This is a genomic window from Klebsiella sp. HMSC16A12, assembly GCF_001808265.1.
GTDB lineage: Bacteria > Pseudomonadota > Gammaproteobacteria > Enterobacterales > Enterobacteriaceae > Klebsiella > Klebsiella pneumoniae.
Map to the genome: position 1 here is coordinate 148,921 of NZ_KV792648.1, position 15,794 is coordinate 164,714.

Annotated in this window: 14 protein-coding genes and 1 pseudogene; 11 read left to right on the forward strand and 4 right to left on the reverse strand. The window is 57.0% G+C overall.

The features are described 5' to 3' along the window. The first annotated feature begins 299 nt into the window (after positions 1–299). Both HMPREF3140_RS25425 and HMPREF3140_RS25430 read left to right on the forward strand, forming a co-directional pair. Positions 300–1,511 (forward strand): diguanylate phosphodiesterase, encoded by a 1,212-nt coding sequence (locus tag HMPREF3140_RS25425; RefSeq protein WP_004176831.1) that lies wholly within the window; start codon positions 300–302, stop codon positions 1,509–1,511. Positions 1,512–1,666: 155 nt separating this feature from the next. Next, positions 1,667–2,401 carry a MerR family transcriptional regulator gene (locus tag HMPREF3140_RS25430; protein WP_004176830.1) on the forward strand — a complete coding sequence of 245 codons (735 nt, stop codon included), beginning with the start codon at positions 1,667–1,669 and terminating at the stop codon, positions 2,399–2,401. A gap of 41 nt (positions 2,402–2,442) precedes the next feature. Here the strand turns inward: HMPREF3140_RS25430 and HMPREF3140_RS25435 are convergent, their stop codons facing one another. Continuing rightward, positions 2,443–2,997, reverse strand: coding sequence for a helix-turn-helix transcriptional regulator (locus tag HMPREF3140_RS25435; RefSeq protein ID WP_004151695.1), 555 nt, complete (start codon positions 2,995–2,997; stop codon positions 2,443–2,445). A gap of 81 nt (positions 2,998–3,078) precedes the next feature. Next, entirely contained in the window at positions 3,079–3,291 is a 213-nt protein-coding gene (locus HMPREF3140_RS25440) for a biofilm development regulator YmgB/AriR family protein (protein WP_002895280.1), read from the reverse strand. A gap of 384 nt (positions 3,292–3,675) precedes the next feature. On the opposite strand from HMPREF3140_RS25440, the gene HMPREF3140_RS29015 reads away from it, so the two are divergent. Continuing rightward, positions 3,676–3,822, forward strand: a complete 147-nt coding sequence (locus tag HMPREF3140_RS29015) for a hypothetical protein (protein WP_032411073.1) — start codon at positions 3,676–3,678, stop codon at positions 3,820–3,822. 204 nt (positions 3,823–4,026) lie between these two features. Then, a complete protein-coding gene (locus HMPREF3140_RS25450) occupies positions 4,027–4,533 on the forward strand; it encodes a hypothetical protein (RefSeq protein WP_032411075.1) in 507 nt (168 codons plus the stop codon). A 16-nt stretch (positions 4,534–4,549) separates the two neighbouring features. Here HMPREF3140_RS25450 and HMPREF3140_RS25455 read toward each other — a convergent pair whose 3' ends face one another. After that, on the reverse strand, positions 4,550–5,473 hold the full coding sequence (locus tag HMPREF3140_RS25455) for an acyltransferase (protein WP_032411077.1): 924 nt from the start codon (positions 5,471–5,473) through the stop codon (positions 4,550–4,552). Here HMPREF3140_RS25455 and HMPREF3140_RS25460 point away from each other — a divergent pair. After that, positions 5,473–5,895, forward strand: a pseudogene (locus HMPREF3140_RS25460) (cation transporting ATPase C-terminal domain-containing protein); the annotation flags it as partial. The gene HMPREF3140_RS25455 and the pseudogene HMPREF3140_RS25460 sit on opposite strands and share 1 nt — an antisense overlap. A gap of 273 nt (positions 5,896–6,168) precedes the next feature. On the opposite strand, the gene HMPREF3140_RS25465 reads toward HMPREF3140_RS25460, so the two are convergent. Continuing rightward, complete coding sequence (locus tag HMPREF3140_RS25465) at positions 6,169–7,452, reverse strand: putative acyl-CoA thioester hydrolase (RefSeq protein WP_004142122.1); 1,284 nt, start codon at positions 7,450–7,452, stop codon at positions 6,169–6,171. A gap of 154 nt (positions 7,453–7,606) precedes the next feature. On the opposite strand from HMPREF3140_RS25465, the gene hutI reads away from it, so the two are divergent. From hutI to HMPREF3140_RS25495, 6 genes are all read left to right on the forward strand, one after another. After that, a complete protein-coding gene (gene hutI / locus HMPREF3140_RS25470) occupies positions 7,607–8,926 on the forward strand; it encodes an imidazolonepropionase (protein ID WP_165454727.1) in 1,320 nt (439 codons plus the stop codon). Continuing rightward, a complete protein-coding gene (hutG, locus tag HMPREF3140_RS25475; RefSeq protein WP_032411080.1) occupies positions 8,923–9,879 on the forward strand; it encodes a formimidoylglutamase in 957 nt (318 codons plus the stop codon). The genes hutI and hutG overlap by 4 nt, the downstream gene beginning before the upstream one ends. 61 nt (positions 9,880–9,940) lie before the next feature. Beyond that, a complete protein-coding gene (locus HMPREF3140_RS25480; protein WP_070553160.1) occupies positions 9,941–10,666 on the forward strand; it encodes a histidine utilization repressor in 726 nt (241 codons plus the stop codon). Between the two features lie 142 nt (positions 10,667–10,808). Continuing rightward, positions 10,809–12,497 (forward strand): urocanate hydratase, encoded by a 1,689-nt coding sequence (gene hutU, locus HMPREF3140_RS29450; protein WP_070553163.1) that lies wholly within the window; start codon positions 10,809–10,811, stop codon positions 12,495–12,497. Then, the gene (gene hutH, locus HMPREF3140_RS25490; protein WP_004179088.1) at positions 12,494–14,020 is read left to right on the forward strand and encodes a histidine ammonia-lyase; all 1,527 of its coding nucleotides are present in this window, start codon (positions 12,494–12,496) and stop codon (positions 14,018–14,020) included. The genes hutU and hutH overlap by 4 nt, the downstream gene beginning before the upstream one ends. Before the next feature lie 98 nt (positions 14,021–14,118). After that, positions 14,119–15,501: an amino acid permease gene (locus tag HMPREF3140_RS25495; RefSeq protein WP_004147672.1), complete on the forward strand. Its 1,383-nt coding sequence runs from the start codon at positions 14,119–14,121 to the stop codon at positions 15,499–15,501. Positions 15,502–15,794: the final 293 nt, after the last annotated feature.

Here is a 15,794-nt window from a genome sequence, read left to right on the forward strand (position 1 = left end):
ACTGCCATTAAACTTATACAATAATTATTAACCTGTACACACAAAGTTGCACAATAATGATTCATGTTAGTTTAACTATATGATTTTTAATTGTTTAATTTTTTTTGCCTGGCGCGGTTCTGGCTTGTAAAGGTGGGGTTTAGCGTTGCATGTTGTACAAGGAAAGAAAAAAAGGGAAAACCTTGCACAAAAAAGGGATTTTTAGTGTATCTTTTTTGTTAAGACAAAACGTAGTTTTACGAGACCCTTAGCCTGATAACTGCTACTGTGAATGCTTATCCCTCCCATCTGGAATCACTATGCTAACCACCATCATTTATCGCAGCCATATCTGCGACAATGTCTCATTCAAATCGATCGAGGCCATGGTCGCCAGGGCAAACGAAAGAAATGGGCAGGCGGACGTCACCGGTATTTTACTTTTTAACGGGACGCATTTTTTTCAACTCATTGAGGGGCCTGAAGAAAAGGTTCAGGATATTTATCAGCATATCTGCCAGGATCCTCGCCACTATAATCTGGTGGAGTTGCTTTGCGATTATGCGCCGTCCCGTCGTTTTGGTAAGGTCGGGATGGAACTGTTTGATTTACGCGAACACGATCGCGAGGAAGTTCTGCAGGCGGTGATGGACCGGGGGACGTCAAAATATCAGCTCACCTATGATGACCGGGCGCTGCAATTTTTCCGTACTTTTGTCGAAGCCACAGAAAAAGCGAACTATTTTGAGATTCCTTCCGCAGATAGTTGGGTTTTTATTCCTGATAAGGAGACGTTCTATCCTGATACCCCGATTATCGATAATACGGAAGGTTGTTCCTTTGCCTTCCAGCCGATTGTCGACCCTTTCGCCTGCGAAATTATTTCGTGGGAAGCGCTGTTGCGTACACCGGACGGGCAATCCCCCGGCGCCTATTTTGCCGGGCTGACCGGGGACGATATTTATCTCGCTGACCTGCACAGTAAACGGGTGGCGTTGTCGCTGGCGGGAAAATTAGGTTTACGTAATAAGGCGTTAAGCATTAATTTACTGCCGATGACCATGGTCAAAGCGCCGAATGCGGTGGCTTTCCTGCTCGACGAAATTAGTCGCAATGACCTTATTCCGGAGCAGATTATTGTCGAGTTCACTGAGCGGGAAGTGATTTCGCGGATGGACGATTTTACCGATGCGGTGCGCAAACTGAAGGGCGCGGGAATTAATCTTGCCATCGATCACTTCGGCGCCGGGTTTGCCGGGCTATCGCTGCTGGCGCAATACCAACCCGACAGAATTAAAATCGACCATGAGCTGATCCGCAATATCCACCAGGACGGACCGCGCCAGTCGATTGTACAGGCGATTATCAAATGCTGTACTTCTCTGGAGATTGCGGTCTCAGCCGTCGGCGTTGAGCGTGCTGAAGAGTGGATGTGGCTGGAATCAGCCGGTATTTCACAGTTCCAGGGCAATTTGTTCGCCAGCGCGCGCCTGGGGGGCCTACCCGCCGTCGCATGGCCGGAGAAAAAATGAACCACCGCGAAATCTGCTAAACATTTTTTCATCTTTTTTCCCGGGCGCTGTGAGCCGCAACCTGATATCTTTATCTGTACAAGAAAATAGAGTTGTACAGGATGCCTGAATTCGTTAGTTTAGGTATTAAGGTATCAGGTTGATGTGAGGCTGCTATGGCGTTTTACAGTATCGGTGAAGTCGCCGAACGTTGCGGAATCAATCCGGTCACACTGCGCGCCTGGCAGCGTCGTTACGGTCTACTGAAACCGCAGCGTAGCGAAGGCGGGCATCGACAATTTGATGAAGAAGATATCCTGCGTATCGAAGAGATCAAGCGCTGGATAGAGCGCGGTGTATCAGTAGGGAAAGTCAAAGCGCTGCTGGAGGATAACCTGCCGGCGGCGCGCGATGAATCCGCGCATCTTCAGGAAGAGATGATGTCCATTCTGCGTTATATGCAGCCCGCCAGAATCCGCGCCAAATTAATGGCGCTCAGTCATCAACACCCCGTTGATACCCTCATCGATAGCCTGTTAGTGCCGGTACGACAGCGTCTCAAGCTGGATCAGAATACCTCGCTGGTGATTAGCAGCATGCTGGACGGCCTGTTAATTGACTGCGTAGCGTTGTTTCTCGCCGAAGCGCGTAAAAAAAATGGCAAAGAGACGCTGCTGGTGGGCTGGAGCAATGAGGACAGGACGCGTCTGTGGCTGGAGGCATGGCGTCTTTCCCAACGCGGCTGGCATGTCAACGTTCTCGCCGAACCGCTGGAGTCGCCGCGGCCTGAGCTATTTCCCGGGCAGCATATTTTCGTCTGGACCGGACGTGCCGCCACGCCTCTGCAGGAGGAGCTGCTCAGCCACTGGCAGGAGCAGGGCTTCAGCATCCATTTTCACGGCCAAAATTAAGCGCCCCGATCCGTGGTGCGGATCAGGGCTTGAGTGCTGGGTTACAGGTGAATCTGGCTCCAGGATTTGAACGTTTCGCTGCGGCTGATATTAAAAAAATCGGTTCTACCGCTGCAGCCGAGCTTTTTAATCAGATTCAGCCGGATCTGATAAATGGTTTTTATATGCAGGTTTAGCGACCGGCCAATGCTGGCGACCGCTTCGCCATTGCTGATAAGTTGAATAACTTTCTTTTCCCGCTCGGTAAACTGCACCGAGGCGCCTGGCGCCGGATGGGTTTTGTAATAGCGGGTGGGTTGATGCAGAAATATCTTTAACTCTTCCGGCGTCGAGTTGGCCGGCAAGCGCAGCATAGGCAGTTCACTAAGAAAATTAAGATCGTTGCCTTCGGTTAACAGAATAAATAATGTATCCCGCCGATTATAGTTGTGCTGCAGTACCGCGAAATAATTGTCGCTGGTGAAGAAAACATGTTTTTTACGGAAGTAAGATGCCGGCAGGCTATTCAGGATCAGCGACATCCCATAGAGAAGAAAACCATTATCAAACCACAGATCGTAATGCTCAGAACGATAGCAAGTATTATGGTGTGACATTTTTTTGCCTCAGTTAGCCGATAGAGACCCAGGCGCGCCGGTACAGCAGGTCGAAGCCTGCTGCCAGCACAGTGGGTTTATTTAATGATGAGGTTTGCTGTACAGCATATCCAGCGCCTGCAGATAGAGATCGGAAAGTATTTCGTTACTTTCCGTTTGCAGACGATGCTGGATTTCCGTAATCATCCGCTCATTATTTACCGTTCTGTGCTGCTTAATGAGCGTATTCTCAATATTCTTCATCAGGGCCGAATTGAAGACAAACTCTGCTGGAATGGTATTTTTAATATGCATAGCTCGAACTCTCCCACGTATAAAGCAAACAGACAATAAAAGTCGCAACGTACCGTTGGTACGCGCCAAGTCACGAACAGGAAATGTATAACCAGGAACCACCGTCTGACTCGCTGCGCAATCGTCAAGCTTCCCCGCTTTGTTGCGCAACAAGCAGTTAACACTCCAAAACTATAGACGCTGATTTCACTATGAACAACTTTTTTCATTACTATATGTACAACGTAACGGCTTATTTTTTGTGTGTGTTTTAATTTGTTGATTTATAACAATTTTATTAAGTGATAACTTGTACAGAAAAGTCGGGTTGTGCAGGATTTCGTTGTAAAACCAGCGGGAAGAAGCTGATGATGGTAGAAGAAAGCCAATTGTGAAAATTCTGTCATGGCTGGCGAAATGCATGAAATTGCGCCGACGAGCGAAGGGGTAAACAGCAACGCTGTCGTCGACAGGTGGCTTTCTTCCGCGTCGGACTCTGAGCATAGCGGAAAATATGATGAGGCTTTGTCTGCTTTTTGCACAGTAAGGTAAAGGGGTAACGTCTGCCATGTCGTAAACGGCCCATTCGATTTGTTGGCGAATAAGGGCTGTGCTACGCTTTTTGGTAACGACGCGGCGGTTTGGCATCGTTATTTTTCCCCCATTTCCCTGTCGAGTCTTATACCCCTGTCACGACCGGTAAATACGGCAAAAGCTTTCTGTCCCTGGACAGGCCTTGAGGACTGAGGAGGGAAAATGCGCGGCAAAAGCGTGATGCTCCTGGCCGGGTTAGCCTCTCTCGCGCAGGCGAACGAACTTAACCTCTATTCGGTGAATACCGGTTCCTATGTTTACCATCTGACCAATAATCACGGACAATATACAGAGAATTTCGAAAATCATTTTTTCTCAGTGGAGCGGAAATTCTCTGCAGACTCCAAATACAGCCTTCTGCTTGGCACTATGAATAACAGCTTCAACGATCGCTGCCTGGCGCTGGGGGTGAGAAGAGACTGGTACCACAGCGGCAGCGGGTGGACCTTCAAAGGCGTTTACGGCTATACCGGCGAATTCTTCTTCGACGCCTTTGAGCATTGCGGCGATCATGGCTCCTATAAAGACTTTAAGGACGCCACGGGGATCGGCTTTTCACCCTATATCTACCACGCTATCCAGTATAACTTCACCGATTATTTAGCCGTTGAAAGCGGCATTATTATTCCCAGCGTGTTTGTGATCAGTATCCAGTGGAGCTTCCGCTAAATCGTCCCGTTGTCGGTTACAAGGTAATCACCTTCCTGAGCAGCGTACTGGAGAGCGCGGCAAGGAAAATGAGCACCGACAGGACAAAGGTCAGCGCTATTACCCCCAACTTGGTGGCTAGCGAATGCACAGGGATGAGCATCACCAGCAGGTGAAACACGGAATAGTGGAGGATATAAACTCCGGTCATCGCTTTACTGACCGTCGCCAGCACGGCCTCTTTCCACTCGCGGTTCTTTTTAAACTGCACGGCGTTAGCGGCGATCACCAGCAGGACGATCAGGATATAAATTTGCGATCCCGTGAGAATGAACGCATTACGATCTGCTTTAAACAGGGCGAAGAAGAAATGGCGTTCATAAAACCAGGTAAATAAATAGACAAAGGGCAGGGCGATAATCGATCCTTTAATCACCTGTGGGTTGCGTATCCACTCCGCGACCTTTGGATCGTTAAACAACTGCCCGGTTAAATAAAACAGTAGCCATGTCCACAGGCGATACTGCGGCGGCAAACTGAAAAGATGTCTGTCCGGGTAGATCACCGAGAGCAGGTCGTAACCGTAGGAGCAGCACAGCAGCGTCAGGAGCACGGCGAAAAAGAGCCCGCGCCGCTGGCTGAGCCAGGCGATCAAAGGATGAAAGGTATAGATGACAATCAGGGCGAAAATAAACCAGGGCTGGATCAGGTAGCCGCGCTGGTAAGGCTCCCAGACATAATAGACCGTCACCCAAAACAGAAAGACGATGACCACGCTTTTAATTTTACCAATTTGCCAGTTGGCATCGTGGCGCGTCTGCGCATCAAGATAGCCGGCCACGACAAAAAACAGCGGCGTCGCGATGGTCGAGATAAAGGTCAGCAGCCCGAGGATCCAGTGATAGTCATAATCAAAGCGATCCCAGGTGTTATAGATGGTGAAAAAGGTCACCGCTGTCATACAGCCTTCACGTGATGGACGGCTTTGCCATCTGGCGCGTAGCGTTTGTGGGGTCAATGATTGCGGTCAGCGCCTTTATTCTCGAAGCCTGGCTGCAGCCGCGCGGCTATTCGCCGGAGTTTATCCGTACCGTGCTGTTGCAGACTCTGGTCACCGCCCAGTGGTTCTATATGCTGAACTGCCGCGTATCGGATGGATTCTCGTTAACCAAAGGTCTGCTGGCCAACAAAGGGATCTGGATCGTCAGCGGCGTACTGCTGCTGCTGCAGCTGCTGATTATCTACGCGCCTTTTATGCAGATGCTGTTCGGCACCACCGGGCTGCCGTTCCGCTACTGGGTGATCACCTTTATCATCGGCTTCGCCATGTTCCTGATCGTGGAACTGGAAAAACCGCTGACCCGCAAATGGCGTTCCGCCTGACGGCGTGAAGCGCTGAACGAAAAAGAAAAGAGGGGGCATCGCCCTCTCTCTGGCTGACGACAAACCTGTTTCGTCATTGTGCTCGCATTTCTGCCGGGTGGCGACTTTCGCCTTACCCGGCCTACGAAAGACTTCAATATCAAACCGTTATGCAGTTATCTGTAGGGCCGCGCAAGCGCAGCGCCGCCGGGCAATTCCTGAAGATTGCACGTTGTCAGCAGTTTGAGAGAGGGCATCGCCCTCTCTTTTATTATGGTTCACGCTTGTTGCGCTTTACTGTTTCGGCTCGGCGACCACGGTGCTTCCCACGCCGCGGTTATTGTACTCCCACATGCGGTTGAAGCCGTTGTCGTTGAGGTTGCGCTGCAGATTGCCTTTGTCATCGGCGCTGCCGGTGTTGCCGCTGAACGGGCGGCCGGAGCCTACCGCCGCCGCCCACGGCTGGGCAATATTAAAGCCTTCATTGATAGCGCTGTCGCGGATCACCACCTGGCCATTGCTGTTGCCATCGACGTCCAGCGCGCGGCCGAGCTGCGCGACGTTATCCCCGGAGGCGGTGAAGCGGCTGTTGGTCGCCAGGAAGCCGTAGGTCACGCTCTTCAGAGTAGCCGGCGCGAAGACGTAGGCCTCTTTCTGGGTACGGGAATTCACCACGCGGAAATCGGTGTTATCAAACACCACCGCGCCGCGGCCGGAAACGATATCCACATCGCCTTCAATGTAGCTGTTGGTCACCAGGGTGCGGGTCTGACGGTTGTCCTGCAGACGGTTTTGCACGCCGCTGTTGGTCACGAAGAAGGTGTTCTGACGGCCAAGAATATTGACCTTATTGATCTGCACCTGGTCGCCATCGCTGCGCAATGCCACCGCCTGGTGGGTACCGGCGTCAACGCTGTCGCCGAGGTTGTTGGCGATGGTCAGGTTCTGCAGCTGCAGACCATTATTCTGTGACCAGAAGACTGCGGAACACATTACGCCGACGGTCGCCGCGGATTTGCTTTGGCAACTGTCGAACATATACCACGCCGGTTTACCCGGCATATATTTACCGCCTGGATTGACCAGACGACGCCAGGTGTTGCGATCCATCTCGGAATCAATGGCTTCGCTGATTTTCACGTCGATTGGCTTATCACCAGTACCATACAGGGTCAGGGCGCCCGGCGCCGCCGGAACGTAGACGGTTCCCGGGTACTCGCCCGGCATAATCGCGATATACAGACGACGGTTAGAGTGACGGGCAATTGCGGCATCCACCGCCGCCTGAATGGTGGTATGGGTTACGCCCTGGGTTCCCGCAGGGCCGACGATAAAGTCAGGCTGCGCCGGCAGGCTGATAGCAGACGGCGTCCAGGCGGCGGCGTTGGGAGCCAGCGACTGGAAATAGGCCGCCGGCGTGAAGTTTTTCGCTTCTTCGGCGTTGAGTATGGGACGCGCGGTAGTGCCCGGTGCAGTCTGCGTTGAGGGCTGTTGATCGGCAGGCGTCGAGCTACAGGCGGACAGCGTCACGCCGAAGGCCAGCGCCAGCGCCAGACGGGAAACGGAATATGTGTTCATGTTGCTCCGGGCAAAATTAAGCGTAGTGAAATACCCCGGCTGAGACGCCAGGGTATAAGTCCTTTAAAACCTGCTGTTTTATACTAACTTGAACGAAACGGGAAGACGTGGACGGAAAAACTTACCGTCTTTACGCAACGCGCAGCCCTGCCGGATGGTCTTTAGTCACAAAAAAATAACATTTCCCTGCGCTATTGTTGACTTTACCGGCGTTATGAAAATAGATGTCTATACAACCCATGACAAGTTAAGCGCTATGACTGAAGCCACTTCCGAACTCGTTATCTGGCGAAACGGGCGTCTCGCCACCCTGAACCCCGATCACGCTCAACCTTACGGCCTGCTGGAGCGCCATGCGCTGCTGGTGCGCGACGGCCGCATCGCGGCGATTGTCGCCGAAGATGACGTCCCCAGCGGGCGCAGTATCGATCTTGAAGGCCGGTTGGTAACGCCGGGATTAATCGACTGCCACACCCATCTCGTCTTCGGCGGCAGCCGGGCCCAGGAGTGGGAGCAGCGGCTGAACGGCGTGTCGTATCAAACCATCAGCGCCAGCGGCGGCGGCATTAACTCCACCGTGCGCGCCACGCGCGACAGCAGCGAAGCTGAACTACTGGCGCTGGCCCAGCCGCGTCTGGAACGCCTGCTGCGTGAAGGGGTGACCACCCTGGAGATCAAATCCGGCTACGGCCTCGACCTGCCAAACGAACGCAAAATGCTGCGGGTCGCCCGACAACTGGCCGATCATAATGGCGTGGAACTGTCGGCGACGCTGCTCTCCGCCCACGCCACGCCGCCGGAATATCAAGGCGATGCTGACGGCTATATTACGCTGGTCTGCGAGACCATTTTGCCGACGCTGTGGCAGGAGGGACTGTTTGAAAGCGTTGACGTCTTCTGCGAAAACGTCGGCTTCAGCCCGCAGCAAACTGAGCGCGTCTTTCAGGCGGCGCAGGCGCTGGGCATTCCGGTAAAAGGCCACGTTGAGCAGCTCTCATCGCTGGGCGGCGCGCAGCTGGTGAGCCGCTATCATGGGCTTTCCGCCGACCATATCGAGTATCTGACGGAAGAGGGCGTGGCGGCGATGCGCGAAAGCGGCACCGTGGCAGCCCTGCTCCCCGGCGCGTTCTACTTCCTTAATGAAACCCGTAAACCGCCGGTTGAGCTGCTGCGCAAGTACCAGGTGCCGATGGCGGTGGCGACCGATTTCAACCCCGGCACCAGCCCCTTCGCCAGCCTGCATCTGGCGATGAACATGGCCTGCGTTAAGTTTGGCCTGACGCCGGAGGAGGCGTGGGCCGGGGTGACGCGCCATGCCGCGCGGGCGCTGGGGCGCCAGGCCAGCCACGGCCAGCTGGCGCCGGGCTTTGTCGCTAACTTCGCCATCTGGGATGCTGAGCATCCCGTCGAGATGGTGTATGAGCCGGGGCGCAGTCCGCTCTGGCATCGCGTTGTTCAAGGAGAGTTGCAATGATGCTGTGGCAAGCTACGCCAGCCAGTCTCTGGCAGGGACGCGACGACAGCGCGGAAGCGCCCAATGCGCTGCGCCTGTTCCAGACCATCGCCCGCGCGGAACGCTTCGCGCCGCAGGAGATGCCCGGCGATATCGCGCTGCTCGGCTTCGCCTGTGACGAAGGGGTCCGGCGTAACAAGGGGCGTACCGGGGCAGCGGACGGCCCGGCGACCCTGCGCCGGGCGTTGGCCAATATGGCCAGCCATCAGGGTCATGACCGCTGCGTGGATATGGGCACCATCAGCGTCGACGGCGAGCAGTTAGAAGCCGCGCATCAGGCGCTGCGCGAGGCGGTGGCCGACTGTCAGCGGGCGGGTAAACGCACGCTGGTCCTGGGCGGCGGCCACGAGACGGCCTTCGGCCACGGCGCTGGGGTACTGGACGCCTTCCCGGGCGAAAAAGTGGGCATTATTAATCTCGATGCGCATCTGGATCTGCGCTTTGCCGAATGCGCCAGCTCCGGGACGCCGTTCCGCCAGTTGGCGCTGGAGTGTGACGCGCAGCAGCGCGGTTTTCACTATACCTGCATCGGGGTTAGCCGGGCGGCGAACACCCAGGCGCTATGGGATGAAGCGGCGCGCCGCCAGGTGGCTATCATTGAAGATCTGGAGGTGCTGACAGCCTTCGAAACTCGCGTGTTGCCGGAGCTTGAGCGCAATATCGCGCAATTCGACCGTCTGTATCTGACTATCGATCTCGACGTGCTGCCGGCGCGAGAAATGCCGGCGGTGTCGGCCCCGGCGGCGCTGGGCGTGCCGCTGGCCACGCTGCTGCGCATCGTTGAACCGCTGTGCCGCAGCGGTAAGCTGCAGGCGGTGGATCTGGTGGAGTTTAACCCGCTGTTTGACATTGACGGTCAGGGCGCTCGCGCGGCGGCCCGTGTGGCATGGCAAATCGCCCATTGGTGGCGCTAGCGATCCGCGCTATTATTTTCGTTTCGCCGCTCCGCTTATTACACATAAGGAAAGCCAGGCCATGTTTGCACAACAACCTCGTTCCGCGCCCGCGCCTTTCTATGAAAAGGTGAAGCAGGCGATCAGCGAAAAGATCCACAGCGGCGTCTGGCGACCGCATGACCGTATCCCGTCGGAAGCTGAGCTGGTGGCCCAGTTCGGCTTCAGCCGAATGACCATCAATCGCGCGCTGCGTGAGCTGACGGACGAAGGCCTGCTGGTCAGGTTGCAAGGGGTGGGAACCTTTGTCGCCGAGCCGAAAGGGCAGTCGGCGCTGTTCGAGGTGCGCAGTATTGCCGCAGAAATTGTCGCCCGTCACCATCAGCACCGCTGTGAGGTACTCCTGCTTGAGGAGACCCGGGCGGATCATATTCTGGCGACGGCGCTCAGCGTCCCGGAAGGCACCCGCATTTTTCACTCGCTGATGGTGCATTACGAAAACGAGGTGCCGGTGCAAATCGAAGATCGCTGCGTCAATGCCGCAGTGGTCCCGGACTATCTGCATCAGGCCTACACCGCCACCACGCCCCATGATTACCTGTCGCTGATCGCGCCGTTAACCGAAGGTGAACATATTGTTGAAGCGGTGCAGGCCACGGCGGAAGAGTGCGCGCTGCTGCATATTCACGCCCACGATCCGTGCCTGCTGATCCGTCGCCGCACCTGGTCGACAACCCACATCGTCTCCCACGCGCGCCTGCTGTTCCCCGGTAGCCGATATCGTCTGCAGGGGCGCTTTGGCTCCTGATCCACGCTGGCGTCAGCAAAACGTGATTGCTGACGCAATATAACAAAATTGTATCATTTCTGTTAAATCCTGGCTTGCGCATGCTTGTATATACAAGTATATGTATCTACGTAAACAACGTTCATTGTCAGGAGAAACCCCGATGTCGCAAAGCAAATATCGCCAGCTGGACGTCCGTGCGCCAAGAGGCACGACGCTGACCGCGAAGAGCTGGCTGACCGAAGCCCCGCTGCGTATGTTAATGAATAATCTTGATCCCGATGTCGCCGAAAACCCGCACGAGCTGGTGGTCTATGGCGGTATTGGTCGCGCAGCGCGCAACTGGGAATGCTATGACGCTATCGTGAAGGCACTGAAGAACCTGGAAAGCGATGAAACCCTGCTGGTGCAGTCCGGGAAGCCGGTGGGCGTATTCAAAACCCATGAAAACTCACCGCGCGTGCTGATCGCCAACTCCAACCTGGTCCCGCACTGGGCCACCTGGGAACACTTTAACGAGCTGGATGCCAAAGGGCTGGCGATGTACGGCCAGATGACCGCCGGCAGCTGGATCTACATCGGCAGCCAGGGCATCGTGCAGGGTACCTACGAAACCTTCGTCGAAGCCGGTCGCCAGCACTACCAGGGCAGCCTGAAAGGCCGCTGGGTATTAACCGCCGGTCTGGGCGGCATGGGCGGCGCGCAGCCGCTGGCCGCGACGCTGGCCGGCGCCTGCTCGCTGAACATCGAATGTCAGCAGAGCCGCATCGATTTCCGTCTGCGTACCCGCTACGTGGATGAGCAAGCCACCTCGCTGGATGACGCCCTGGCGCGCATCAAAAAATACACCGCCGAAGGGCGGGCCATCTCTATCGCGCTGTGCGGCAACGCCGCGGAGATCGTACCGGAGCTGGTGAAGCGCGGCGTGCGCCCGGATATGGTCACCGACCAGACCAGCGCCCACGACCCGCTGCATGGCTATCTGCCGAAAGGCTGGAGCGGGGAAGAGTATCAGCAGAAAGCCGAATCCGACCCGCAGGGCACTATTCTGGCGGCGAAACGCTCGATGGCCGATCACGTGCAGGCGATGCTGGCCTTCCATGAGATGGGGGTCCCAACCTTCGACTACGGCAACAACATCCGCCAGATGGCGCAGGAAGTGGGCGTCAGCAACGCCTTCGATTTCCCGGGCTTCGTGCCGGCCTATATCCGCCCGCTGTTTTGCCGCGGTATCGGCCCGTTCCGCTGGGTAGCGCTGTCCGGCGATCCGCAGGATATCTACAAAACCGACGCGAAAGTAAAAGAGATCATTAAAGATGATCAGCATCTGCACCACTGGCTGGATATGGCGCGCGAGCGCATCAGCTTCCAGGGACTGCCGGCGCGTATCTGCTGGGTCGGTCTGGAGTGGCGGCAAAAGCTCGGTCTGGCGTTTAACGAAATGGTGCGCAGCGGCGAAGTCTCCGCGCCGATCGTCATTGGCCGGGATCACCTTGACTCCGGCTCCGTCGCCAGCCCGAACCGCGAAACCGAAGCGATGCGCGATGGTTCTGATGCGGTCTCCGACTGGCCGCTGCTCAACGCCCTGCTCAATACCGCCAGCGGCGCGACCTGGGTGTCGCTGCACCACGGCGGCGGGGTAGGCATGGGCTTCTCGCAACACTCCGGGATGGTTATCGTCTGCGATGGTACCGATGAAGCGGCGGCGCGTATCGCCCGCGTCCTGCACAACGACCCGGCCACCGGCGTGATGCGTCATGCCGACGCGGGGTATGAGATTGCCATTGAATGCGCAGCAGAACAGGGTCTGAATCTTCCGATGGTGGCGGCAACGCAGGGGAACGCTAAATGAAATCTTTAACTTTGATCCCGGGTCAACTCAGCCTGTCGCAGCTCCGCGACGTTTACAGCCACCCGCTGAACATTACCCTTGATAGCAGCGCGTTTGCCGCCATTGACGAGAGCGTGGCCTGCGTCAACGCCATCCTTGCCGAAGGGCGTACCGCCTACGGCATCAACACCGGTTTTGGCCTGCTGGCGCAAACCCGTATCTCGACGGAAGATCTGGAGAACCTGCAGCGTTCGCTGGTGCTGTCCCATGCGGCGGGCGTTGGCGAGCCGCTGGACGATGATCTGGCGCGGCTGATTATGGTGCTGAAGATTAACAGCCTGTCCCGCGGTTTCTCCGGGATCCGCCTGAGCGTGATCCAGGCGCTGATTGGCCTGGTGAATGCCGGCGTGACGCCGTGGATCCCGGCCAAAGGCTCCGTCGGCGCTTCCGGCGACCTAGCGCCGCTGGCGCATATGTCGCTGACCCTGCTCGGAGAAGGTAAAGCGCGGGTACGCGGCGGCGAATGGCTGCCGGCCACCGAAGCGCTGCGTCAGGTGGGGCTGGAGCCGATTACCCTGGCGGCGAAAGAGGGGCTGGCGCTACTCAACGGCACCCAGGCCTCGACCGCTTTTGCCCTGCGCGGTCTGTTCGAAGCCGAGGATCTGTTCGCCTCCGCGGTCGTCTGCGGGGCGTTAACCACCGAAGCGGCGCTGGGCTCACGTCGTCCGTTTGATGCGCGCATCCATGAAGTGCGCGGCCAGCGCGGGCAGATTGATGCGGCGGCGCTGTATCGCCACCTGCTGACCGACGATAGCGCGATCTCGCAGTCGCACCATAACTGCAGCAAGGTGCAGGACCCGTACTCCCTGCGCTGCCAGCCGCAGGTGATGGGCGCCTGCCTGACGCAGATCCGCCAGGCGGCTGAGGTGCTGCTGGCTGAAGCCAACGCGGTCTCCGATAACCCGCTGGTCTTTGCCGCCGAAAATGACGTCATCTCCGGCGGTAACTTCCATGCCGAACCGGTGGCGATGGCCGCGGATAATATCGCGCTGGCGATCGCCGAAATCGGCTCGCTCTCCGAGCGCCGCATCGCGCTGATGATGGACAGCCATATGTCGCAGCTGCCGCCGTTCCTCGTCAAAAATGGCGGCGTCAACTCCGGGTTTATGATTGCCCAGGTCACGGCGGCGGCCTTAGCCAGTGAAAACAAAGCGCTGTCGCACCCGCATAGCGTTGACAGCCTGCCCACCTCTGCCAACCAGGAAGACCACGTCTCGATGGCGCCGGCGGCCGGTCGCCGCCTGTGGGCGATGGCCGAGAACACCCGCGGGGTGCTGGCCGTTGAGTGGCTGGCGGCGGCGCAGGGGCTGGATATGCGCGAAGGACTGACCACCAGTCCGCTGCTGGAAGAGGCGCGTCACTTGCTGCGCGAACGCGTGCCGCACTATACGCAGGATCGCTACTTCGCCCCGGATATCGATAACGCCATTGCGCTTCTGGCGGCCCGTCACCTGACGCGTCTGCTGCCTGCCGTACTGCATTAATCACCGTTGTTCTCTGTACCCGCGTCGGGGGAAGTCATTCCCCCGACCGCCCTACATCGCATATTTGTCGTCATATAAAAAAATCAGGACACCTGTATATGCAACAACAACACAAGCCACATCTGCTGCGCGGGCTCAATGCCCGACACATTCGGTTTATTGCGCTCGGCTCCGCTATCGGCACCGGGCTGTTCTATGGCTCGGCCTCAGCCATCAAAGCGGCGGGCCCGGCGGTGCTGCTGGCCTATCTGATTGGCGGCGCGGCGGTGTTTATCGTCATGCGCGCGCTGGGCGAGATGGCGGTGCGCAACCCGGTTTCCGGCTCCTTCGGCAGCTATGCCCGCCAGTATCTCGGGCCGCTGGCCGGGTTTATTACCGGCTGGACCTACACCTTTGAAATGGTGATCGTCGCCCTGGCCGACGTCACCGCCTTCGGTATCTATATGGGGTTGTGGTACCCCGATGTGCCGCGCTGGATCTGGATCCTCAGCATCATCTTCTTTATCGGCGCGATGAACCTGTGCAACGTGCGGGTATTTGGCGAGATGGAGTTCTGGCTGTCTCTGGTGAAGGTGGTGGCGATTATCGCCATGATGCTGGCGGGGGCGGGGATCATCTTCTTTGGCTTTGGCCACAGCTTCCCAGCCACCGGGCTGGAAAACCTCTGGAGCCACGGCGGCTTTGCCCCTAACGGCTGGCAGGGCGTTATCGCCTCGCTTGGCATCGTGATGTTCGCCTTCGGCGGGGTGGAGATTATCGGCGTCACCGCCGCGGAAGCGAAGGATCCGAAGAAGGTGATCCCGCAGGCCATCAATACCATTCCGCTGCGCATTATCCTGTTCTACGTCTGCACCCTGGCGGTGCTGATGGCGATCTTCCCGTGGAACAGCTTTGGCGAACAGGGGAGTCCGTTTGTGCTTATTTTCGACGGTCTGGGGATCCCGGCGGCGGCGACCATCCTTAACATCATTGTGATCAGCGCCAGCATCTCGGCGATTAACAGCGATATTTTTGGCGCCGGACGCATGATGTACGGCATGTCGAAAGAGGGGCTGGCGCCGAAAAGCTTCCAGCGCATCGCCAGCAACGGTGTGCCCTGGATGACGGTGGTGGTCATGGGCGGCGCGCTGCTGGCGGCGGTGGTATTGAACTATCTGATCCCCGAGCAGGTATTTGTGCTAATTGCTTCGCTGGCGGCATTCGCCACGGTATGGGTGTGGCTGATGATTCTGCTATCCCATTTTGCCATGCGCCGCGGTTTGTCTGCCGAAGAGCGCAGCCAGATCGCCTTTCCCATTCCGTTCTGGCCGGTTGCGCCGCTGTTGACGCTGCTGTTTATGGGGCTGGTCATCGCCGTATTAGGGATGTTTGCCGAAACGCGGATGGCGCTGATCGCCGGCCTGGTCTGGCTCGGGCTGCTGACGGTGGTGTGGTATGCGCGGGTGCGTAAAACGGCGCTGCAGGTAGCCACTGAACAGTAAGATCAATTTCCCCGGTGGCGCTGCGCTTACCGGGGCTACAAATGGCACGGACCGTAGGCCGGGTAAGGCGTCAGCCGCCGCCCGGCATAAAAGCGGCTCCGTGCCCGCGGCAATCGCCCGGCGGCGCTGCGCTTGCGTAGGTCTACGTGTATTGTAGATTCTGTTATCGGATTGCCACTTTCTCAGTCCGGCAAAAGCGTGTATCACGTGTGACTTCAGCGTTCTTTGCGCTCCCGGTTATTTTTTCTGCACTCTGTTTTTCATGGCGCAGGGAGCGCACAGGGGGCGGCCAG